We start from the raw sequence: 22048 nt of genomic DNA on the forward strand, positions 1-22048 counted from the left end.
GGAGAGCCTGCGTGAACGGCGGACATCAGCACCGGGTATTCGGCAAGCGGTCGCAGGAACATATTCTGATCCTGGCAAGCGGTGACAAAGTCCGCCACATGACGGTTCGGCCGTGGATGGCCGCTCTCGCCTTCTGCTTCCTCGGCGTCTTTTCAATCGGCTATCTCCTGGCGACCTCCTATCTCGTCCTGCGCGACGACCTGATCGGCGCCACTATGGCGCGCCAGGCCCGCATGCAGCACGACTATGAGGACCGTATCGCCGCCCTTCGCGCCCAGGTCGACCGCATCACCTCCCGGCAGCTTCTTGACCAGCAGGTGGTGGAAGACAAAGTCGACAAGCTGATGGAGCAGCAGATGGCGCTCACCTCGCGCCACGGCAAGCTCGACAACTTGCTCGATCGTGCCGAAAGCTCCGGGCTCACAGATAAGGACAGCGCGCCGTCTTCGCCTGCGCAATCCTATGCCCCGGCCATTAAGGACAAGCGCGCTTCGCTCGGCGGAAGCGGCATCGAGGCTATCGAGAAACAGCTCGCAGGCGGCGCACCAGCCGACGCCACTCCCGACAATACGACTCTTGCCTATGTGCCGGCCACAGAGACGGTCGGCGATCGCGCCGACCGCATCTTCTCCAAGGTGACGCTGTCGCTGAAGGATGTCGAACAGGACCAGCGCAACCGCATCGAGCAACTGACGAGCGACGCCGGCAATGCCACCAATGCCATCGAGAGCGTGCTGACCCGGTTCAAGATTCCGATGCCCGAGACCGCAACCAAGCAGGACTGGGATGACAGCGCCGTTGGCGGCCCGTTCGTCGAGCCGGAGAGCAGTGACGATTTCAACAATTCGCTGGCCGCTCTCGACGGCGCGCTGACAAGGCTGGAAGCCGTGCGCAGCACGGCCGAATCCCTGCCCTTCCGCAATCCCGCTGTCGGCAAGGAAATGACCAGCCCCTTCGGCAACCGGCGCGATCCTTTCCTGGGCCGCCTGGCGCTGCATTCCGGCGTAGACTTCCGATTTTCGCCGGGCGAAAAGATCCGCCCGACAGCGCCCGGCAAGGTGATATCAGCCGGCTGGACAGGCGGTTACGGCAATATGGTCGAGATCGATCACGGCAACGGCATCTCGACGCGTTATGGCCACATGTCCCAGGTTCTGGTCACGGCCGGCGATACGGTCGACCGCAACGACGTCATCGGCCTTGCCGGCAGCACCGGCCGCTCGACCGGTACCCATTTGCATTATGAAGTGCGCCAGAACGGCCATGCGGTCGATCCAGTATATTTCATGAATGCGGGCCTTAAACTCGCCACCTATATCAAGTAATACCCGCCCGGTAACCAAAGCTTCACTCTGCACAGGGTGCGGCCTCTCTATTTCTTGACTTGCCGGCCATTCGGAGCTATGTCGCGCTGCATTGCGGCATGCAATCCCGCCGACTCGTTCAGAGCTCGGCCGAACCGGAACGGAAACAGTTTTCCCTTTGACGACATTCGCTGACCTTGGCTTGAGCCAAAAAGTGCTATCGGCCGTTGCCGATGCGGGCTATTCGACCCCCACGCCTATTCAGGCGGGAGCCATTCCTTTTGCGCTTGAACGCCGCGATATTTGCGGCATCGCGCAGACCGGCACCGGCAAGACGGCATCCTTTGTCCTGCCGATGCTGTCGCTTCTGGAAAAGGGCCGCGCCCGCGCCCGCATGCCCCGCACGCTGATCCTCGAGCCGACGCGCGAACTCGCCGCTCAGGTCGCCGAGAATTTCGAGAAGTATGGCAAGAACCACCGCCTCAATGTCGCCCTTCTGATTGGCGGCGTTTCCTTCGAGGACCAGGATCGCAAGCTCGAGCGCGGCGCCGACGTGCTGATTTGCACGCCCGGCCGCTTGCTCGACCATTTCGAGCGCGGCAAGCTCTTGATGAGCGGCGTCGAAATCCTCGTCATCGACGAAGCCGACCGCATGCTCGACATGGGCTTCATTCCCGATATCGAGCGCATCGCCAAGCTCATCCCCTTCACCCGCCAGACGCTGTTCTTCTCGGCCACCATGCCGCCGGAGATCCAGAAGCTCGCCGACCGGTTCCTGCAGAACCCCGAGCGTATCGAGGTGGCAAAGCCCGCTTCGGCCGCAAAGACCGTGACGCAGCGCTTCGTCGCCTCGCACAGCAAGGATTACGAGAAGCGCGCGGTTTTACGTGAGCTGGTCCGCGCCCAGACCGAACTCAAGAACGCGATCATCTTCTGCAACCGCAAGAAGGATGTCGCCGATCTCTTCCGTTCGTTGGAACGCCACGGCTTCTCCGTCGGTGCGTTGCATGGCGACATGGACCAACGTTCCCGCACGACGATGCTGCAGAACTTCCGTGACGGTAACCTCCAGCTGCTGGTGGCCTCCGACGTTGCCGCTCGCGGTCTCGACATTCCCGATGTCAGCCACGTCTTCAATTTCGACGTGCCGATCCACTCCGAGGACTATGTCCACCGCATCGGCCGCACCGGCCGCGCCGGCCGATCCGGCGCCGCCTTCACTCTCGTCACCAAGCGCGACACGAAATTCGTTGACGCCATCGAGAAGCTGATCGGCGAAAATGTCGAATGGCTGAATGGCGACCTGAACTCGCTGCCACCGGCGGAAGAAGGCAAGGATAGCGACCGTCCTCGCCGCAACGGACGCGAACGTGGCGACAAGGATCGCGGGCGCGGACGCGGCAGGCACAGTGCTGCGAGTCATAAATCTGATAACGACATACAGGATAATGACGTCCAAGTGATCACAGCAGCACCAGCAAAGGCCGAAGTCGTGAAGAACGAGCGCAAAGCAGAGCAGAAGCCGCAAAACAATGCGCGCAACAATCGGCCTTATCCGGCAAATGACGACAGCCGCGACCGCCGCCGTCATCGTGATCACGATGACGGCCCGACTCCGGTCGGTTTCGGCGACGATATCCCCGCCTTCATGCTGATCGCCGGCAGCGCCAAGGTCTAACATCCATTGGGCAAGCCTGGCGTCGACTTCCCGGGCCTTGGCGTCGGCTTGGTGATCCTACGCCAAGGCAGGATCCTCCTCTACAAGCGCATACGCCCACCTGAAGCCGGCTACTGGAACATCGTCGGCGGCAAGGTCGATCACATGGAGCCGGCTGAAGAAGCTGCGCGCCGCGAGGCCGAGGAAGAAACCGGCCTCAGGATCGGCCGGATCGAGCGCATCGGCATGACCGAACAGATCATCTATGCCGACCGCCAGCACTGGATCTCCATCCTTTATCTCGCGCGCGACGTCGATGGCGAGCCGCAATTGACCGAGCCGGACAAGCTTTCGGATTTCGGCTGGTTTCCCTTGACGGATTTGCCGGAACCGCTGTCAGCCTTCACCAAGGCGGCGATCGCAGCCTTGCCACCCGCTCAACTTTCGGCGCGAAGCGCCGCCTCATAGGCGAGCCGCACCCACTTCGCCATCAGATCGGGATCGTCGTAAGCCTCTTCGGGAATCGACCAGTAGGGCATTTTCACCGGCTTGCCCTTTTTGCCTTCATAGGCCCATTGCGTGGCGCCGGCGGCAGCAAATTCCGGGGCGCTCGTCTCATCGGCTTTCAGTAGCATCTCGTCGCGCACTTCGACGGCGACGATGCGCCCGAGATGATAGATGCCCTTGCCTCCGAACATCCGCTTGATCGTGACGGGGCCGAGCCCCTGAAACATTTCCTCGATCCCGGCATTATCCATTCTCTGTTTCCTTACCCGCCAGCCGCATTACAGCGTGTGATAATCCCGGTTCATATAGATGAGCGCCGGGTGCTTCTCGCTGAAGCGGACGGCGGCAACCTCACCGAAGATGACATTGTGTGTCGGCATTTCCTTGATGTCGGTCACCCGGCAGTCGAAGGCGGCGAGCGCATCGGCAAGAACGGGGGCGCCGGTGACGAGCGTGTCGAAACGGCCGCTGGCGAAGCGCTCGTCATTGGCAATCGCGGTGCGCCCGGAGAAAGCATCGGCGACGGCCTGGTGGTGGGCGCCGAGCGTGTTGAGCACGAAGATGCCGCTACGGAAAAAGATCTCGTTCTTCGGATTGGTATTGTTGAGGCAGATCAGCACCGAAGCCGGGTTGTCCGAGACCGAGCAGGCGGCGGTGATGGTGACGCCGCGGCGCAGACCTTCCATTGCCGTCGTCACAAGCTGCACATGACCGGCATAACGGCTCATGGCATCGCGATAAAGGCCGGGGTCGATATGCTGCCTGTTCAACACGTGCTTCTCCCGCGTGCTCTTCTGCCTGCGTCGTTCCTTAAATCGGGATCGATTTAGGAGAACTATGCAGCAATTCAAAATGCTACAGTGTCCTTTGCGCGACTGAAATGAGGTCCGGCACCGTAGTTCGACTTGCTATCGCGCCAATATGGCGAGCATCGGTTACCTTTTCTACAATAGGTCCGGTGAAAAGCGCTGGGTTCCGCTTGTTTTTCTTTGACGATTGCGGCCTTACGGATAAAAGGGCATGGACGATGGCTAGGGATCTTCGCCTTTCATGATCAACCTGCGTGGCATAGCAGCCTTTCTGACGCTGCTCGGAACGGCGGCGCAAGGTCATGCGGCCGGCGTGACGATCGGCGTCGTCGCCCCGCAGGGCGGGCCGCTCGGCCTGCTCGGCGCGCAGATCGCCGCCGGCGCCGGTTTCGAGATCCAGCAATCAGGCAATACGCTCGTCGCCGTCAACGAGACCTGCGAGGACAATAGCGGCGCGGCGGTCGCCGATGCGCTCGTGAGTGCCAAGGTGCAGATTGCCGTTGGTTTTCTCTGCAGTGAGACGCTGGAAGGCGCACTGCCGAAGCTGAAGGACGCCAATATTCCCGCGATCACCGTTTCGGCACGTTCGCGCATCCTGATGGAGGATGCGCTGAAAAACGGCTGGCCGCTCTTCCGCTTGGCACCGGCCGACGGCACTGAGGCGGCAAAGATCATCGAGGTGATCCTCAAGGACTGGGCAGCCGACCCGATCGCGCTGATCGAGGACGGCACCATTCATGGCCGCGAACTGACGGAAGCTGTGCGCAATGCGCTGGAGCAGAACGGCCTGAAGCCAGTTTTCACCGATACCTACCGGCCGGGACAGGAGCAGCAGATCGCCCTCGTCCGCCGCCTGAAACGGGCCGGCGCCACAAGGGTCTTCGTTGGCGGCGATCGCAACGATGTCGCCGTCATGGCCCGCGACGCCAAGGCGGAAAACATTCCGCTGTCGATCCTCGGCGGCGACGCCATGCGCGCCGCCGATCAGCCGCTGCCTCTCGCCCCCGGCGTGCGTGCCGTCGCCCTGCCCGAATATGCGCTTTTGCCAGAAGGCGCGCCGGCGGCCGGCGCTTTGCGCGCCAAGGGCACCGAGCCTGAAGGTTATGTCCTGCCATCCCTGGCGGCGGCCCTGATTGCCGGCCAGGCGGCCGAAGCCGCCGCTGCCGCCGGCAAGCCGCTGCGGGAGACCCTTGTCGGCACGACGTTCCAGACACCGATCGGCGCGGTCGCCTTCACCGGCGCGCACGAGCTTTCGCAAAACCCCTACCGCCTGCTTGAATGGCGGGGCAATGGCTTTTTTCCACCTGCTGCGCCGACGCAATGAGCGGCCGCCAGCCCTGAATTCCGGCGCCGTGCGCAGATGGCGCCCATACGGGAGTAAGACTTGATGACGCTGCCCATTCGCATTGCCCCTTCGATCCTCGCGGCGGATTTCGCCAGGCTCGGCGAGGAGGTGCGCGACGTAACGGCCGCCGGCGCCGACTGGATCCACCTTGACGTGATGGATGGGCATTTCGTGCCGAACATCTCCTTCGGTCCCGATGTCATCAAGTCGCTGCGTTCCTATACGAATGCCACTTTCGACTGCCATCTGATGATCTCTCCGGCCGATGACTACCTCGAAGCCTTTGCCAAGGCGGGCTGCGACCGCATCACCGTGCATGCCGAGTCCGGGCCACATCTGCACCGCTCACTGCAAACCATCCGCAATCTTGGCAAGAAGGTCGGCGTGACGATCAATCCGGCGACGCCGCTGAGCGCCATCGAGAACGTGGTCGAAGACGTCGACCTCATCCTCATCATGTCGGTCAATCCCGGTTTCGGCGGACAGAAATTCATTCCGGCGATGACGGCCAAGATCGCAGCGGCAAAGTCTCTGATCGGTGACCGGCCGATCGAACTCGAGGTCGACGGCGGCGTCACCGTGGAAACGGCGCCCGATATCGCGCGCGCCGGCGGCAACGTGCTCGTCGCCGGCTCGGCAATTTTCAAGGGCGGTACGGTCGACAGCTATCGTAAGACCGTCGCCGAATTGCGTCAGGCAGCCGAAGGGGCACGAGCATGAGGAAGCGTCTGATCTTTGGTGGCATGATTGCAGCCGCATTGGCCGGCCTGCCCGGCTTGTCGCTGGCCGGAGACATTGCCAGCATCCAGCCGATCGGCTTTTCCGCTGACGGCAAGGTCTTCGCATTTCAGGAATTCGGCATCAAAGAAAACAGCAAGACTCCCTATTCGGAAACCTACTTCATCAATACCGACGGCGGCCAATATCTCGAAGGCACCCCCTTTCGCACCGAACTGACGGATAAGGACGCCAATCTTTCCAAGGCCCGCCGGCAGAACTTAACGGCGGCGCGCAGCCAGATGGATAAGTACGACCTTCTGACAAATCCGGGTCTGATTGCCGCCTTCAACCCGCCAACCGAGCTCGGCTCGCCCTCGAAGACACTTCGCTACACCACACTTGCGATCGATGGGCCACCGAAGACGCCCTATACGCTCTCACTCGGCGAGACGCCGGTGCCGACGCCGAAGGAATGCGCAACGGTCGACAAGCGTGTCCTTGGTTTCAGCCTGCAGATGATCGAGAAGGAAGGTGTCCCGAACCGTCAGGCTGCGCGGCAGGCAACGGCTGTTCCGGCCGAGCGCACATGCTCGGTCGAATTCAGGATCGGCGGCGCGGTGGTCTACCAGCCTGAAGACGGAAATCAAATTCACATTGCGCTGGTTCTCGCCTTCGATGCTGAGAGGAACGGACGCTGGATCGCCGTCCCGGTCCATCCCTGAGCATGGATCGCCCCAGGATGGATCGCCTAAGGGCGGCAAAGCCGCCCTCCTCCGATCTCTTTGCCGGCGCATTGCTCTGGGGCGTGCAGATGCTGGCCGCCGCCATGCTCGGCCTTTACCTCCGCAACGGCCTCGAGACGAGCCGGCTCGCCGAGGTGGCGGCACTCTATTTTCTCGGCGGCCTGCTCTCCTGGCCCTTCGCCCTGCCGGTCGCTCGGTTTTTTGCCTATAACAGGCCACCGGAAGCGCGCTTCGCCGCCTTTTTCGTGACGCTGACGGCAGCCACGATCCTGATGACCGCCCTCCTCTTCGCCATGGAATACCGGATCTTCTATTCGCGCTGGCACGCGCCCTTCGGCAGCGTCGCCTGGGCCTTCCAGTTCGTCTTCACCGGCATCAGTGCCGTCTACCAGTTCCTGGTGATCGGCCTTCGCCTTTTCCTGCCGCTCGGCCTCGTCTGCCTTGTCGTCAGCAGCTATCATCTCACCAAACGCATGCGTTGAGATTGCCGCCGGTCTTTGCTACAGGGGCGCTAACTCAATGAAGCAAACCTCTCGAAGTGAAGGCAGCCGCCCATGATCCCGCGTTACTCCCGGCCCGAAATGGTCGCCATCTGGTCTCCCGAAACCAAGTTCCGCATCTGGTTCGAGATCGAGGCACATGCCTGCGACGCGCTGGCCGAACTCGGCGTCATCCCGAAATCGGCGGCAAGGACGATCTGGGAAAAAGGGGGTGCGGCCACCTTCGACGTCGCCCGCATCGACGAAATCGAGGCGGTCACCAAGCATGACGTCATCGCCTTCCTGACTCACCTCGCCGAAATCGTCGGCCCGGATGCGCGCTTCGTCCACCAGGGCATGACCTCATCAGACGTGCTCGACACCTGCTTCAACGTCCAGCTGGTGCGTGCCACTGATATCCTCATCGCCGATCTCGACCGGCTCCTCGCAGCGCTGAAAACCCGCGCCTTCGAACACAAGGACACGGTCACCATCGGCCGCTCGCACGGCATCCATGCCGAGCCGACAACCTTCGGCGTCAAGCTGGCGCTTGCCTATGCCGAATTCGAGCGCTGCCGCCAGCGTCTCGTCGCTGCCCGCGAGGAAGTCGCGACCTGCGCTATCTCGGGCGCCGTCGGCACCTTCGCCAATATCGATCCGCGCGTCGAGGAACATGTCGCCGAAGCACTCGGCCTGAAGGCCGAGCCAGTCTCGACCCAGGTCATCCCGCGCGACCGCCACGCCATGTATTTCGCGACCCTCGGTGTTGTCGCCTCGTCGATCGAGCGGCTCGCGACCGAAATCCGCCATCTGCAGCGCACCGAAGTGCTGGAGGCGGAAGAATACTTCTCGCCCGGCCAGAAGGGCTCCTCGGCCATGCCGCACAAGCGTAACCCGGTGCTGACCGAAAACCTTACCGGCCTTGCCCGCATGGTCCGCTCCTACGCCATGCCGGCCATGGAAAACGTCGCCCTCTGGCACGAGCGCGATATCTCCCATTCCTCGGTCGAACGCATGATCGGCCCGGACGCCACAGTCACCCTCGATTTCGCCCTGTCGCGTCTGGCCGGCGTCGTCGAAAAGCTGCTTGTCTATCCCGAGAACATGGAGAAGAACCTCAACAAGTTCCGCGGCCTCGTCCACTCCCAGCGCGTCCTCCTGGCGCTGACCCAGGCCGGCACCTCCCGCGAAGACGCCTACCGGCTGGTGCAGCGCAATGCCATGAAGGTCTGGGAACAGGGCAAGGATTTTCTGGAAGAGCTGCTGGCTGACGCTGAGGTCAGGGCTGCCTTGTCCGAGGAGGATATTCGGGAGAAGTTCGACCTTGGATATCACACCAAGCATGTCGATACGATCTTCCGCCGCGTCTTCGGCAACGCTTGAGCGGACTGCAACGATGTGACGGCGTCTTGTAGCCGCCGTCCGACTGTTGACAAACTACTGCGAAAGCCGCGACGTCATCCTCGGCTTTGTTGTGCCGAGGATCTGCGCCGACCCAATTAAGTGACTGAAATAGATGTTTTCCTGTAAGAAACTGCAGTGGTTAGATGCTCGGCACAAGGCCGAGCATGACGGACGAGACTTTTTTAACAGACTGACGGGGACTTCGCAGGCGCCGTTTTCATTTCTGTCTTTTTCTTTTTGTGATTGCAGAATGGATGATGGTTAGCTTTTCTCAAGTGGCCGTTGTTTCTGCTTCGATGCTTTGGCATTCGCAGAGCGTTTGCGCGCCTGCGCCTTTTTCGGTGGTGGCATCGCTAGCTCAATCTCGGTCGTTTGGCAGGCCTCCGTCTGCCCCCTGCCCTTGGCGGCCTTGGCGACCAGTTCGTCGAGATGTTTCAGCTCTTCCTCGTCGAGATTTTCGATGCCGATAAAGCGGTTCTCCGCATGGCTTGTCAAAATGATTTCGTTGAGTTTGGCTTGGATTGCCCGGGTGTCGCGCGTCTGGGCGTTCTGCAGGACGAAGACCATCAGGAAGGTGATGATGGTCGTTCCCGTGTTGATGATGAGCTGCCAGGTTTCCGAATAGTCGAAGAAAGGTCCGAGCAAGGCCCAGATAATAACGACGCACAGTGCCAGGATGAAGATGACGGGCTTACCCGCCCATTCCGATGTCTTGCTTGCGAAGCGGGCAAACAGATGCGTCATCATCACCTCTGAAATCTCTCCTCGGAGTAAAAAAACTCCGAGGCAGGTTCGAGGTTCCCGAAAATCGGGGATCCCACGGTATCAAGGTTTTCCCGCGGGCAGGACCGAAGCTACACAGCCTCCCGCGCAATCAGCTTGCGGTAGAGATGCCAGGTCGCGTGGCCGAGGATCGGGATAACGAGTGCGAGTCCGGCAAAGACCGGGATGGTGCCGACGACGAGAAGTCCGGCGACGATCAGGCCCCAGAGCAGCACCGGTACCGGATTGGCGATCGTCGCACGAATCGAGGTCACGACGGCGGCAACCGCTCCGACGTCGCGGTCGAGCAGAAGCGGAAAGGTGATGACCGATATGGCCAGCACGACGAGCGCGAAGACAAAACCGATGAGATTGCCCCAGATGATCAGCTGCAGGCCCTGGGCCGTGCCGAAGACCTGGCGGGTGAAGTCCGTCATGGTGCGCGGAAACACATCACCGAGAAGATTGGCGTATAGCGTCTGTGCCGTCACCAGCCAGACGACGAAAAGGGCAAAGAGCATCAGTCCGACGGCGATGATCGATGGCAGCGCCGGCGAATGGCGCACCTCAAGCGCATGCGTCCATGACGTATCGAGGCCTTCCTCGCGTCGGCGGCTGATCTCATAAAGACCGATCGCCGCAATCGGACCGATCAGCACGAAACCGGACATCAGCGGGAATACCATCGGCAGCAGGTTGGCGCCGGAGGTCCACAGCGTCAGGAAGACGCCGGCGATTGGATACATCAGGCACAAGAACACATAGTGGGAAGGCTTTTCACTGAAATCGTCGAGCCCGCGCTTCAGCGCGTCGAAGACATCGGCGATACTGATACGATTGACCACGGGCCGCGCCAGGTTTTCACTGGCACCCGTCATGACATGAAATGCCGCCATGGCTTTCTCCTCCTCAGCCGAGACTTTGGTCGGCCGCGGATACGCATCGGCGGGCAAGCCGATACGAAATCCGCAACCGGCACTGGAGCAACATAACAAAATTCATCGCCCGTGTCGCTCTCTCCCTTGCCGCCCCCTCTTGACATCTTGGGCGGGCTTTCTCACATCGGCGGCACTATGAAAGCCTCAGACGCAGATATCCTTATCATCCCCGGCTATACCAATTCCGGCCCCGGCCATTGGCAGAGCCGCTGGGAGGCGAAGCTCAGCACGGCGCGGCGCGTCGAACAGGCCGAATGGACGAAGCCGGTCCGCGAGGACTGGATCGCCCGTATCGCCGAAGAGGTGAACGCCTCGACCCGCCCCGTTGTGCTCGTCGCCCATTCGCTCGGCGTGCCCTCGGCAATCCATGCCATCCCGCATTTCCGCAAGCGGGTGGCAGGCGCTTTCCTCGTCGCTCCGCCTGAAGTCACCAATCCGGATATCCGCCCCAAGCACCTGATGACCTTCGGGCCCTATCCGCGCGACCCACTGCCCTTCCCTTCCATCACCGTCGCCAGCCGCAATGATCCGTTCGGCAGCTACGAGCATGCCGACGATATCGCCAGTTGCTGGGGTTCCTTCCTCGTCGATGCCGGCGAGGCGGGACATATCAGCGCTGAATCCGGGCACGGCCCCTGGCCGGAAGGAACAATGGTCTTCGCCCAGTTCCTCAGCCGCCTCTCTGTCTGATTTGGGAGACCCGGCGCTCGTCATTTCAGCGACTACTTTCTAAGGCTTTCTTAATAGAAGTGCCGCAGACTGCGCCGAGATGAAATCAGCGAGAATGCCCGTGAGGAAAGCCCATTCAGGGGCCCATGAAGCGCATGGCGATCCTACAGCGGCTGAGGCCGGCGATGGGTCGACCGACGATTCTGATCTGGCTGAGCGCGAGAGCCGCTGGAACCATGCGCTTGTTGGTTCCGGCCTCGGCGTATGGGACCACAATTACCGTCTAAACCGGAAATATTATTCACCGACGTGGAAAACCATCCGCGGAATGGCGCCGGACGAGGACGTCGCCGGCGACTACGAGGCTTGGCTGCAACTCGTCCATCCCGACGACCGCGACTTCGTCGCCCATGCGATCGAGCGGCAGAATGCCGGCGATCCGGATTATCAGATCTTCCAATATCGTGAACGCCACAGGGACGGCCACTGGGTCTGGATCGACTGCCGTGGGGCCTGCGTCGAGTGGGATGAGAATGGCGTACCGACGCGCGTCGTTGGAACGGATACCGATATCACCGCCCGCAAGGAAGCCGAGGAGACGCTGTCGCGCCTGTCGCGCCGACTCGACCTGGCGCTGGAAGTTTCCCGCATCGGCGTCTTCGAGGCCGATATCGAAAACGACGTCGTCGAATGGGATGATCGCCTGATTGCCATCTACGGCTTGCAGGGTGCGGCACGCAAGATCGGCGGTGACGCCTGGGCCAAGAGCCTGCATCCGGATGACCGTGAACGCGTGCTCGGCCTCGCCGATCGCAGCGTCGAAAGCGGCAGCGATTTTCAGCAGGAATACCGCATCATCCGCGGCGACGGAGTCGAACGAATCATCCGTGCCCGCTCGGCCTTCTTCGTCGACGGCAATGGCCAACGCAAACTGATCGGCGCCAATTGGGACGTCACCGAGGAGGTCGCGCTTCGCAACGAGCTGCAGCGCGCCAAGGAACTGGCGGAAGCCCGTAACCGCGAACTCGAAGCCGCCAAGGAGAGCATCGAGCATCTGGCCTTGCACGATTATCTCACTGGTCTGCCGAACCGCCGTTATCTCGACAAGATGCTGGACGACCGCGCGGCGGAATGCCGGGCTAACGGCCTCGCTTTGGCGGTTCTGCATATCGATCTCGACCGCTTCAAGCAGATCAACGATACCCTCGGCCATCGGGCGGGCGACGCCATGCTGCAACACACCGCAAATGTGCTCAGACATTCCGTTCGCGCCGCTGATTTCGTCGCGCGTATCGGCGGTGACGAATTTGTCATCCTCTGCGCCGTCGACGCTGCATCGAAGAAGATCGCCAGCCTGGCCGAACGCCTGATCCGCGAACTGCGCCGGCCCGTCAGATATGAGGGGCATGACTGCCGTTTCGGCGCCAGCATCGGCATCGCGGTCGATGGCGGCGCCAAGCTCGACGCGAAGCAGACGCTGCTCGACGCCGACATTGCGCTCTATCGCGCCAAGGGGCTTGGCCGAAACCGCTTCGAATTCTTCTCGGCATCGGCCCGCAACGATATCGTCTCCGCCAAGCAGCTCGCCGATGAAATCCTCATCGGCCTGGAGCGCGATGAATTCGTGCCGTTCTATCAGTTGCAGTTCGACGCCCGCACGCTCGATGTCACAGGCATCGAGACGCTCGCACGGTGGCAACACCCCGTGCACGGCCTGCTGACGCCGGATCGCTTTCTCGATATCGCCGAGGATCTCGACGTCGTCTCGACGATCGACGCCCTGATCCTGGAGCGCGCGCTGGCAGACCGGCGTGCCTGGATCAAGGATGGGCTGTCGATCCCCAAAATATCGGTCAACGTTTCCGCCCGGCGGCTGACCGATCCCGACCTCGGCAAAAAGCTCCGCGCCCTGAAGATCGAACCCGGCGCCATCGCCTTCGAACTGCTGGAATCGATCTCGCTCGACGATTGCGACGAGGCGGTGGCCGCCAATTTGAAAAAGCTGCGCAAGCTCGGCATCGACATCCATATCGACGACTTCGGCACCGGCCACGCCTCGATCGTCAGCCTTCTGCGCCTGAGCCCGAACACGCTGAAGATTGATCGCGAGCTGATCCGCATGCTGCCGCACTCGGCCGAGCAGCGTAAGCTCGTCGGCGCGATCATCGATATCGGGCGCTCGCTCAATATACTCGTCATTGCCGAGGGCGTGGAGACGGCGGATCATGTCCGCATTCTGGAGCAACTCGGCTGCGACACGCTGCAGGGCTATGCGCTCGCCCGGCCGATGCCGGCCATGCAGATCCCCTCCTTCATTCGCGCCGGATGCTGGCGCCTCGGGCTGACCGCCGCGCGCGGCCTGCAGACGCATCTTCGCCGCGCGCTGCCAAGCAGAAGAGTCAAATAAAACCTGTATAAGCGGCCCGCCATTTCGCCTTCATTCCACCGTAGAGGAAAAGCCGCTAGACTCGTAAAGCGAATTCATTCGATTCTCTTGGCGCTATTCCGTAAAATCCGGAAATAGGGCCACCAAATCCGGGAACCGCGGCCACGAAATCCGGAAACCGGGGAAGGAGCGACAGGCGGATTGTGAAACACTCTCTTTTCCTTTAAGGGGACGCCACGAGATCGATCCACTCGCGCTATCCCAAGAGCGCCAACAACAGAGAATGACCAAGATGAACCGTCGCCGCCGTATCTACGAGGGCAAGGCAAAGATTCTGTATGAGGGTCCGGAGCCGGGCACTTTGATCCAGTTCTTCAAGGACGATGCCACCGCCTTCAACAAGAAGAAACACGAAGTCATCGACGGCAAGGGCGTCCTCAACAACCGCATTTCCGAATATATCTTCAGCCACCTGAACAAGATCGGCATCCCCACCCATTTCATCCGCCGGCTCAATATGCGCGAGCAGCTGATCAGGGAAGTGGAGATGATCCCGCTGGAGATCGTCGTGCGCAACGTCGCTGCCGGTTCTCTCGCCAAGCGCCTCGGTATCGAGGAAGGCGTCGTGCTGCCCCGCTCGATCATCGAGTTCTATTACAAGTCCGATGCGCTCGACGATCCGATGGTCTCCGAAGAGCACATCACCGCCTTCGGCTGGGCTAATCCGGCCGAGCTCGACGACATCATGGCGCTCGCCATCCGCGTCAATGATTTCATGACCGGTCTCTTCCTCGGCGTCGGCATCCAGCTTGTCGATTTCAAGATCGAATGCGGCCGCCTCTTCGAAGGCGATCTGATGCGCATCATCCTCGCCGACGAGATCTCGCCGGACAGCTGCCGGCTTTGGGATATCGAAACCCGCGAGAAGATGGATAAGGACCGCTTCCGCCGCGACCTCGGCGGCTTGCTTGAAGCCTACTCCGAAGTCGCTCGCCGTCTCGGCATCATCAATGAAAACGAGCCTGTGCGCGGCACCGGCCCCGTTTTGGTTAAGTAAAGATCGTCTGGTCAAGTAAGGCAGGAAAGACAAAGTGATCAAGGCTCGTGTCACCGTCACGCTGAAAAACGGCGTTCTCGATCCGCAGGGCAAGGCCATTGAAGGGGCGCTCAGCGCCCTCGGCTTTTCGGGCGTCGGCCATGTAAGGCAGGGCAAGGTCTTCGACCTCGAGCTCGAAGGCGCCGACAAGGCCAGCGCCGAGGCAGACCTCAAGGCGATGTGCGAAAAACTGCTCGCCAACACTGTCATCGAGAATTACGCGATCGCGATCGACTGACCTGCAGACCTGCCCGTCAACCGGCAGGTCTTATGGATTGAGCGTCATGCTGAAGGCAAAGCTGGAGACGGAAGTCTCGAAATTCATGAGCTATGTTTTGCGCCATGCGCCGGATGCCGCAGGCTTGACGCTTGATGCCGAGGGTTGGGTGTCGTTCGATGATCTCGAAAAGGTGCTGACGTCGAAATACGGCGTCTCCCGCGCCGATATCGTCGAGATCATCGACAACAGTCCGAAGAAACGCTTCACGCTTGTCGATAACAGGATCCGCGCCAATCAAGGTCACAGTGTCGCGGTCGATCTGGCGTTAGCCCCGGCTGAACCGCCGGCAGTTCTCTTTCACGCCACGTCACTCACGAACTGGCCGTTGATCGAGCGCGAAGGCCTGAAGAAGATGGAGCGGCACCACGTCCATCTGTCGATCGACATCGAAACGGCGAAAATTGTCGCCGTGCGCCGCAAGGGCGACTATATCATTCTGCGTGTCGACGCAGCCGCCATGTTTTCAGAAGGCCATTCTTTCTTTGTCGCGGACAATGGAGTATGGCTCGCCGAGAGCGTTCCAGTCCAATATCTTTCGCGAATGCGGGGACTCTATGAAATCAGCCGTTGTTCAACTTCCGGGCCTCAACCGCGATCGCGACATGATCGCCGCTCTCACCAAGATCTCGGGTCACCAGCCGGTGACGATCTGGCAAACGGAGACGGAAATCCCCGACGTTGACCTGATCGTCATCCCCGGCGGCTTCTCCTATGGCGATTATCTGCGCTGCGGCGCGATCGCCGCCCGAATGCCGGTCATGCAGGCGATCATCGACAAGGCTGCAAAGGGCGTGAAGGTGCTCGGCGTCTGCAACGGCTTCCAGATCCTCGTCGAAGCGGGCCTGCTGCCGGGCGCGCTGATGCGCAACGCCTCGCTGAAATTCGTCTGCCGCGAGATCAAGCTCGAAGTCGTCAATGCCGAGACGGATTTCACCCGCGCCTACGCGCAAGGACAGGTCATCCGTTGCCCGGTCGCCCATCACGATGGCAATTATTTTGCCGACGAAGCGACGCTGGCGAAGATCGAGGGCAATGGTCAGGTTCTGTTCCGTTATGCCGAGGGCACCAATCCGAACGGTTCGATCAACGACATTGCCGGCGTGATGAACGAAAAGGGCAATGTGCTCGGCATGATGCCGCATCCGGAAAACCTGATCGAGGCCGCCCATGGCGGTTCGGATGGCCGGGGCCTCTTCGCCTCGGCGCTCGACGTCGTCGCCGCCTGACCTCACCTCAGCCTTGCCGCCCGCAGGCCTACCGCGGGCAACGGCATGCAGCCGAGAAGACTTTCATCCGGATCACTGGAGCAAGATCAATGCGCCCTCGCCTCACCGTCGCAAACGCCGCTTTGTTGACCGCTCTGGCAACCGTTGTCGCGGCCTGCCAGTCGCCGGCACCGGCGGCAGGCCCAAACCGGGCGGCGTTGCCGACGATGGAGCGCGTAGCGCTCGGCGCCAATGCCTGCTGGTTCAAATCTGGCGATCCGGCCTTTGCAGCCTATAAGCTCGCTCCGGAACTCAATTCCTTCTCCGGTCGGCCGCGCATCCTGCTCGTCCACAAGGGCAGCCCGGAAAGCCGGCCGCTGCTCGTCGTCCAGGCCGAGGGAAGCCCTGCCCATCTGCAGACCTTTGGTCCGATGATGCAGGAGCCTGTCGCCGGCCGCATCGCCGCCGATGTCAATCGTTGGTCCGGCGGCAACAGGGCCTGCAAATGATCGCTGCGGTCGCCCGCAGCATCAGTCCCAGAAAAATGACTTGCTGATTTCGCGTGCGGCTTCGGACTGCGAAACCCCGATATCCTTGAGTCCTGCCGCAGTAAGCTCCCTGAGCGCGCGCCGGCCCTCCCGCTTCTGATGCCAGAGACGAATGGCGGCCCAGATCCGTCCCAGATGCGTCGTCGCTTCGGCAGGCGGGCTGGGAAGGATGACGCGCCTGTCCCCATAAGAGACAATAGGTACAATGGGCGTGTTGATTTCGGGCAATGCAGACATTTCAGCGATCCTCTCGGCTCATCCTTGGGATTGACTCTTAATCTTGACAGGTACGGGGTGACAATATAAGCAATTGTCACCATGACAAATTGGCTTCCTGATCTTTCCCGCGGCTCCGGGCCGGTCTATCTCCGGCTTGCAGACAGCATCGAATCCGCCATTGCGAGCGGCGCCCTGCCCGCCGGTAGCAAATTGCCGCCGCAGCGCAATCTTGCCTATGATATCGGCGTGACGATCGGCACGATCGGCCGCGCCTATGCGCTGGTGCACGAGCGCGGCCTGGTTGCCGGCGAGGTGGGCCGCGGCACTTATGTGCTGAACCGCGCCGAGACGCCGCCCAGCGAACAAACCGATGCACTGGCCGTCTCGCTCGGCGGCACTCGCTTTCAGGACGCGCCCGCCGACAAGATCCGTTTCGATACGACAGCCGCCCCAGACCTCGGCCAGGGCAAGATCATCTCAGCCATCCTCGCCGAGATCGGCGAACAGCATCTCACCGAGATTTCCTCCTATTCCCGTAGTTTTCCGCGCAACTGGTTCGACGCCGGCCGCCGCTGGCTTGCCCGCAGCGGCTGGACACCGGAGGTCGAAAACATCGTACCGACGCTCGGCGCCCATGCCGCGGCGGTCGCCGTTATTGCCGCTGTCTCGGCGCCGGGCGACAAGATCGTCTTCGAAAATCTGACCTACACCCAGGTCAGCCGCAGCGCCCGCCTTCTCGGCCGCCGCACGGTGACGGTCGACTCCGACGAATTCGGCTTCATTCCCGACGATTTCGAACGGCTCTGCCAGCAGCAGCATCCGAAGATCGCCTTCCTGATGCCGACCGTGCATAATCCGACAGTGACGATCATGCCCTACGAGCGGCGCGCAGCGATTGCTGCAATTGCCAGAAAGCACAGCGTCTGGCTAATCGAGGACGACCTCTACGGCGGCATGGCCGACGATGAGACGCCGCTCATCGCCGCGCTTGCGCCCGACCGCACCTTCCTGGTCAACGGCCTGTCGAAATCGGTCGCCGCCGGTGTGCGCGGCGGCTGGGTCGCCTGCCCGCCACACTTTGCCCAGCGCATCAAGGTGACGCACAGGATGGTCACGGGTGGCCTGCCTTTCATTCTGGCGGAGACCTGTGCCCGCCTGGTCGAAAGCGGCCGGGCGCACGAGATCCGCAAGGAAGTTATCGGAGAACTCTCCCGGCGCGCCTATATCGCCCGCGAGCATCTGCAGGGTTTCGACTTCGCGTCGCACCCGCATGCGCCCTTCCTCTGGCTGAAACTGCCGGAGCCCTGGATGTCTGGCACCTTCAAGAATGCAGCCTTTCGCGACGGCGTGCTGGTCGATGACGAAGACGAATTCAAGGCGGCTCGCAGCGAGAAAACCTATTACCGCATTCGCATCGGCTTCTCCTCACCCAAAACGGGCCAGGAATTGACCGCAGGCCTGATGATCCTGCGCCGGCTGCTGGAAAATGGCGGATCCGCCTATGACGGCGAAATATGACCTGTTGCAAATACACGCCATAATTCCGAAAAAACGCACACGCCTGACGAGAGCGCTTTACCACTGCGACCCCCATGCTACCTCTTTGTTGTTCACGCTTGGTGCGAATCAAAGGACGGCAGATGAGGGTCGAGTTCGGAAAGATGGCGTTACGCTTCTTGGGGCTGGCATCCGTGGCGGCCGTAGCCGTCACCTCGATGGCGGGTTCGGTCAATGCCGGCGAGCAGATATTCGATGAATTGCGTTTTGGGGCCTCCGCCTCGGTGCAATCGGGTCGTGCCGGGGAAGATGGCGTCTTTCCGGAGATTACCGCTCTCTTCGATCCTTTCGGATATGAGGAGGCTGTCGGCTGGCAGCAACAGCTGTTGCATCCTCGTGTCCATCTCGGCACGTCGATCGGCACTTCGGGTGAAGCAACCCAATTCTTCACGGGCTTCACCTGGACAGTCGATCTCAATGAAAAACTCTTTGCCGAAGCCGGATTAGGCGGCGTCATCCATACCGGCGAGCTGGACGACAATGATGACGGCCCGGAACTCGGCTGCCGCGTCCTGTTCCACGAATATGTCGGCGCCGGTTACCGTTTAACCCGCAATTGGAACGTGATGGCCCAGATCGCCCACTCCTCTCATGCCGATCTCTGCGACGGCCCGAATGACGGAATGACGCGCGCCGGCATCCAGATCGGCTACAAGTTCTGAGCGATTGGCGCCTTTACGAGAAAAGCCTCCCGCCCTCTGTTGACGGCGGGCTTTTTTCTGTCGCGCGTCGCCGCTACATAAGCTAAAGACAGCGCAAAACGCGCCAGGGACTTTCCGCTCATGACCATTCCAAACACCATCCCGATCACGCCGGAACTCATTGCAAGCCACGGCCTGAAGCCGGACGAGTACCAGCGCATCCTGGATCTGATCGGCCGCGAGCCGACCTTCACCGAGCTCGGCATCTTCTCGGCCATGTGGAACGAGCACTGCTCCTACAAATCCTCGAAGAAATGGCTGCGCACGCTGCCGACCAAGGGGCCACGCGTCATCCAGGGGCCTGGCGAGAATGCCGGCGTCGTCGATATCGATGACGGGGATTGCGTCGTCTTCAAGATGGAGAGCCACAACCACCCCTCCTATATCGAGCCATACCAGGGTGCTGCGACCGGCGTCGGCGGCATCCTTCGCGACGTCTTCACCATGGGCGCGCGCCCGATCGCCGCGATGAACGCGCTGCGTTTTGGCGAACCGGATCATCCGAAGACCCGCCATCTCGTCTCCGGCGTCGTTTCCGGAGTCGGCGGTTACGGCAATTCCTTCGGCGTTCCCACGGTCGGTGGCGAAGTCGAGTTCGATGCGCGTTATAACGGCAACATACTCGTCAACGCCTTTGCCGCTGGTATCGCCAAATCCAACGCCATCTTCCTCTCCGAAGCCAAGGGCGTCGGTCTTCCGGTCGTCTATCTCGGCGCTAAGACCGGCCGCGACGGCGTCGGCGGCGCGACAATGGCATCGGCCGAATTCGACGAATCGATCGAAGAAAAGCGCCCGACAGTTCAGGTCGGCGACCCCTTCACCGAAAAATGCCTGCTCGAAGCCTGCCTCGAGTTGATGCAGACCGGCGCCGTCATCGCCATCCAGGACATGGGTGCGGCCGGCCTCACCTGCTCGGCCGTCGAAATGGGCGCCAAGGGCGATCTCGGCATTCTGCTGGAACTCGACAAGGTGCCGGTCCGTGAAGAGCGGATGACCGCCTATGAGATGATGCTGTCGGAAAGCCAGGAGCGCATGCTCATGGTGCTGCAGCCGGAAAAAGAAGAGCAGGCCAAGGCGATCTTCGTCAAATGGGGCCTCGACTTCGCCATCGTCGGCAGGACGACCGACGACCTGCGCTTCCGCGTCATGCATCAGGGCGAAGAAGTCGCCAACCTGCCGATCAAGGATCTCGGCGACCAGGCGCCGGAATATGACCGCCCCTGGCGTGAATCCGGCAAGCCTGCGCCCCTGCCCGCCAATCTCGTCGCGGCGCCTAAGGATTACGGCCAGGCGCTGCTCCAGCTCGTCGGCTCCGCCAATCAGTCGAGCCGCCGCTGGGTCTATGAGCAGTATGACACGCTGATCCAGGGCAACTCGCTGCAGCTCCCCGGCGGCGACGCCGGCGTCGTGCGCGTCGATGGCCACAAGAGCAAGGCGCTTGCCTTCTCCTCCGACGTGACGCCGCGTTATGTCGAGGCCGATCCCTTCGAGGGCGGCAAGCAGGCGGTCGCCGAATGCTGGCGCAACATCACCGCGACCGGCGCCGAGCCGCTTGCCGCCACCGACAATTTGAACTTCGGCAACCCCGAAAAGCCCGAGATCATGGGCCAGTTCGTGCAGGCGGTGAAGGGCATCGGCGAAGCATGCCGCGCGCTCGACTTTCCGATTGTCTCCGGCAACGTCTCGCTCTACAACGAGACCAATGGCGTCGCCATCCTGCCGACGCCGACGATTGCAGGCGTCGGCCTGCTGCCGGACTGGCGCAAGATGGTCCGCATCGGCAGCGCCAATGACGGCGACAAGGTGATCATGATCGGCGTCGACGGCAGCCATCTCGGTCAGTCCGTCTATCTCAGAGACCTGCTCTCCAGTCGTGAAGGGCCGGCGCCAGAAGTCGATCTCTTCGCCGAGCGCCGCAACGGCGATTTCGTCCGCTCCGTCATCCGCAACGGCCAGGCGACCGCCTGCCACGACATATCCTCGGGCGGTCTGGCCGTCGCGCTCGCCGAAATGGCCATGGCCTCGGACAAAGGCATGAAGATCGATCTCGGCGAAGGCAAGGGTGCTGCGCATGCGCTGCTCTTCGGCGAAGACCAGGCCCGTTACGTGCTGACTGTGCCGGCCGATGTCGCCGATTTCGTCTGCGTCAATGCGGAAGGCGCCGGCGTTCCCTTCCGTCGCCTCGGCACGGTCGGGGGCGATACACTTGATGTCGGCGATCTTATTTCACTGCCGATTCAGCAATTGCGCGATGCCCATGAATCGTGGTTCCCTGACTTCATGGAAGGCCGCGGCGAGCTTGCCGCGGAATGATGCGCAAGGAGTAACGATCATGGCCATGAAACCCGGCGATATCGAAGACATGATCAAGGCTGGGATTCCCGGTGCCAAGGTGACGATCCGCGATCTGGCGGGCGACGGCGATCACTACGCCGCCGAAGTCGTCGCTGAAGCCTTCCGCGGCAAGAGCCGCGTACAGCAGCACCAGATGGTCTACGAGGCGCTGAAGGGAAACATGGGCGGCGTATTGCACGCTCTCGCCCTGCAGACCTCCGCGCCGGATTGACATGCCGGCTTCGGCCGGCCGAAGCTTTGAAATAAAGAGGCCCGGGCGGAAGGATTCTTTCCTTCCGGGTCTTTAGTTCTCTGCAAAGCGGTTCTGCATGACAACGGTATCCGGCCTCGCATGCGCCGTACTTCAAACTCCCTCATTCCTGTC

General features: G+C 61.5%; 23 protein-coding genes and 1 pseudogene. 19 read left to right on the forward strand and 5 right to left on the reverse strand.

The genetic code is table 11. The annotated features are described in order from the left end of the window. Positions 1 to 11 precede the first annotated feature (11 nt). The 3 genes from AC13QO_RS05305 to AC13QO_RS05315 all read left to right on the forward strand — a co-directional run bounded on the left by AC13QO_RS05305 (position 12) and on the right by AC13QO_RS05315 (position 3429). Positions 12 to 1325, forward strand: a complete 1314-nt coding sequence (locus tag AC13QO_RS05305) for a peptidoglycan DD-metalloendopeptidase family protein (protein WP_488540074.1) — start codon at positions 12 to 14, stop codon at positions 1323 to 1325. Between the two features lie 157 nt (positions 1326 to 1482). Then, on the forward strand, positions 1483 to 2982 hold the full coding sequence (locus tag AC13QO_RS05310) for a DEAD/DEAH box helicase (protein WP_097599269.1): 1500 nt from the start codon (positions 1483 to 1485) through the stop codon (positions 2980 to 2982). Between the two features lie 6 nt (positions 2983 to 2988). Further along, positions 2989 to 3429: an NUDIX domain-containing protein gene (locus tag AC13QO_RS05315; RefSeq protein ID WP_285193758.1), complete on the forward strand. Its 441-nt coding sequence runs from the start codon at positions 2989 to 2991 to the stop codon at positions 3427 to 3429. Here AC13QO_RS05315 and AC13QO_RS05320 read toward each other — a convergent pair. Both AC13QO_RS05320 and AC13QO_RS05325 read right to left on the reverse strand, forming a co-directional pair. Further along, positions 3399 to 3719, reverse strand: coding sequence for a TfoX/Sxy family protein (locus AC13QO_RS05320; RefSeq protein ID WP_064705086.1), 321 nt, complete (start codon positions 3717 to 3719; stop codon positions 3399 to 3401). The two genes, AC13QO_RS05315 and AC13QO_RS05320, sit on opposite strands and share 31 nt — an antisense overlap. A 27-nt stretch (positions 3720 to 3746) precedes the next feature. Beyond that, on the reverse strand, positions 3747 to 4241 hold the full coding sequence (locus AC13QO_RS05325; RefSeq protein ID WP_085778299.1) for a flavin reductase: 495 nt from the start codon (positions 4239 to 4241) through the stop codon (positions 3747 to 3749). A gap of 277 nt (positions 4242 to 4518) precedes the next feature. Between AC13QO_RS05325 and AC13QO_RS05330 the strand changes: the two genes are divergently transcribed. The 5 genes from AC13QO_RS05330 (at position 4519) to purB (ending at position 8947) form a co-directional block, all read left to right on the forward strand. Next, a complete protein-coding gene (locus AC13QO_RS05330) occupies positions 4519 to 5601 on the forward strand; it encodes an ABC transporter substrate-binding protein (protein ID WP_285193759.1) in 1083 nt (360 codons plus the stop codon). A 63-nt stretch (positions 5602 to 5664) separates the two neighbouring features. Then, positions 5665 to 6342, forward strand: coding sequence for a ribulose-phosphate 3-epimerase (gene rpe, locus AC13QO_RS05335; protein WP_285193760.1), 678 nt, complete (start codon positions 5665 to 5667; stop codon positions 6340 to 6342). Beyond that, positions 6339 to 7064, forward strand: coding sequence for a DUF2259 domain-containing protein (locus AC13QO_RS05340; protein WP_488540075.1), 726 nt, complete (start codon positions 6339 to 6341; stop codon positions 7062 to 7064). Before rpe ends, AC13QO_RS05340 begins: the two co-directional genes overlap by 4 nt. A gap of 17 nt (positions 7065 to 7081) precedes the next feature. Beyond that, positions 7082 to 7567: a hypothetical protein gene (locus tag AC13QO_RS05345; RefSeq protein WP_285193762.1), complete on the forward strand. Its 486-nt coding sequence runs from the start codon at positions 7082 to 7084 to the stop codon at positions 7565 to 7567. A gap of 72 nt (positions 7568 to 7639) precedes the next feature. Next, entirely contained in the window at positions 7640 to 8947 is a 1308-nt protein-coding gene (gene purB / locus AC13QO_RS05350; protein WP_097599261.1) for an adenylosuccinate lyase, read from the forward strand. A gap of 282 nt (positions 8948 to 9229) precedes the next feature. On the opposite strand, the gene AC13QO_RS05355 is transcribed toward purB, so the two are convergent. Both AC13QO_RS05355 and AC13QO_RS05360 read right to left on the reverse strand, forming a co-directional pair. After that, positions 9230 to 9712, reverse strand: coding sequence for a low affinity iron permease family protein (locus AC13QO_RS05355; RefSeq protein ID WP_097599372.1), 483 nt, complete (start codon positions 9710 to 9712; stop codon positions 9230 to 9232). A gap of 110 nt (positions 9713 to 9822) precedes the next feature. After that, complete coding sequence (locus tag AC13QO_RS05360) at positions 9823 to 10626, reverse strand: DUF2189 domain-containing protein (protein ID WP_085778305.1); 804 nt, start codon at positions 10624 to 10626, stop codon at positions 9823 to 9825. A gap of 177 nt (positions 10627 to 10803) precedes the next feature. Here AC13QO_RS05360 and AC13QO_RS05365 point away from each other — a divergent pair, with 177 nt between their 5' ends. The 7 genes and pseudogenes from AC13QO_RS05365 (at position 10804) to AC13QO_RS05395 (ending at position 16813) form a co-directional block, all read left to right on the forward strand. Continuing rightward, positions 10804 to 11358, forward strand: coding sequence for an RBBP9/YdeN family alpha/beta hydrolase (locus AC13QO_RS05365; protein ID WP_085778306.1), 555 nt, complete (start codon positions 10804 to 10806; stop codon positions 11356 to 11358). A 94-nt stretch (positions 11359 to 11452) separates the two neighbouring features. Continuing rightward, the gene (locus AC13QO_RS05370; RefSeq protein WP_488540076.1) at positions 11453 to 13744 is read left to right on the forward strand and encodes a putative bifunctional diguanylate cyclase/phosphodiesterase; all 2292 of its coding nucleotides are present in this window, start codon (positions 11453 to 11455) and stop codon (positions 13742 to 13744) included. A gap of 271 nt (positions 13745 to 14015) precedes the next feature. After that, complete coding sequence (purC, locus tag AC13QO_RS05375) at positions 14016 to 14780, forward strand: phosphoribosylaminoimidazolesuccinocarboxamide synthase (RefSeq protein ID WP_085780082.1); 765 nt, start codon at positions 14016 to 14018, stop codon at positions 14778 to 14780. Positions 14781 to 14814: 34 nt separating this feature from the next. Next, positions 14815 to 15057: a phosphoribosylformylglycinamidine synthase subunit PurS gene (gene purS / locus AC13QO_RS05380; RefSeq protein ID WP_085778308.1), complete on the forward strand. Its 243-nt coding sequence runs from the start codon at positions 14815 to 14817 to the stop codon at positions 15055 to 15057. Positions 15058 to 15103: 46 nt separating this feature from the next. Beyond that, positions 15104 to 15637 (forward strand): annotated as a pseudogene (locus AC13QO_RS05385) (RNA 2'-phosphotransferase); the annotation flags it as partial. 16 nt (positions 15638 to 15653) lie between these two features. Continuing rightward, positions 15654 to 16325, forward strand: a complete 672-nt coding sequence (gene purQ, locus AC13QO_RS05390) for a phosphoribosylformylglycinamidine synthase subunit PurQ (RefSeq protein ID WP_183700288.1) — start codon at positions 15654 to 15656, stop codon at positions 16323 to 16325. An 89-nt stretch (positions 16326 to 16414) separates the two neighbouring features. Further along, positions 16415 to 16813 (forward strand): hypothetical protein, encoded by a 399-nt coding sequence (locus AC13QO_RS05395; protein WP_285193768.1) that lies wholly within the window; start codon positions 16415 to 16417, stop codon positions 16811 to 16813. Between the two features lie 21 nt (positions 16814 to 16834). On the opposite strand, the gene AC13QO_RS05400 is transcribed toward AC13QO_RS05395, so the two are convergent. Continuing rightward, positions 16835 to 17089, reverse strand: coding sequence for a DUF1127 domain-containing protein (locus AC13QO_RS05400; RefSeq protein ID WP_488540077.1), 255 nt, complete (start codon positions 17087 to 17089; stop codon positions 16835 to 16837). Positions 17090 to 17170: 81 nt separating this feature from the next. On the opposite strand from AC13QO_RS05400, the gene AC13QO_RS05405 reads away from it, so the two are divergent. From AC13QO_RS05405 to AC13QO_RS05420, 4 genes are all read left to right on the forward strand, one after another. After that, positions 17171 to 18589, forward strand: coding sequence for an aminotransferase-like domain-containing protein (locus AC13QO_RS05405; protein WP_488540078.1), 1419 nt, complete (start codon positions 17171 to 17173; stop codon positions 18587 to 18589). 122 nt (positions 18590 to 18711) lie between these two features. Further along, a complete protein-coding gene (locus AC13QO_RS05410) occupies positions 18712 to 19290 on the forward strand; it encodes an acyloxyacyl hydrolase (RefSeq protein ID WP_488540079.1) in 579 nt (192 codons plus the stop codon). Positions 19291 to 19410: 120 nt separating this feature from the next. Continuing rightward, positions 19411 to 21642 (forward strand): phosphoribosylformylglycinamidine synthase subunit PurL, encoded by a 2232-nt coding sequence (gene purL, locus AC13QO_RS05415; RefSeq protein ID WP_085778315.1) that lies wholly within the window; start codon positions 19411 to 19413, stop codon positions 21640 to 21642. 19 nt (positions 21643 to 21661) lie between these two features. Further along, on the forward strand, positions 21662 to 21895 hold the full coding sequence (locus tag AC13QO_RS05420) for a BolA/IbaG family iron-sulfur metabolism protein (protein WP_004676237.1): 234 nt from the start codon (positions 21662 to 21664) through the stop codon (positions 21893 to 21895). Positions 21896 to 22048 lie beyond the last annotated feature (153 nt).

Source organism: Rhizobium sp. CNPSo 3670, from assembly GCF_057784555.1.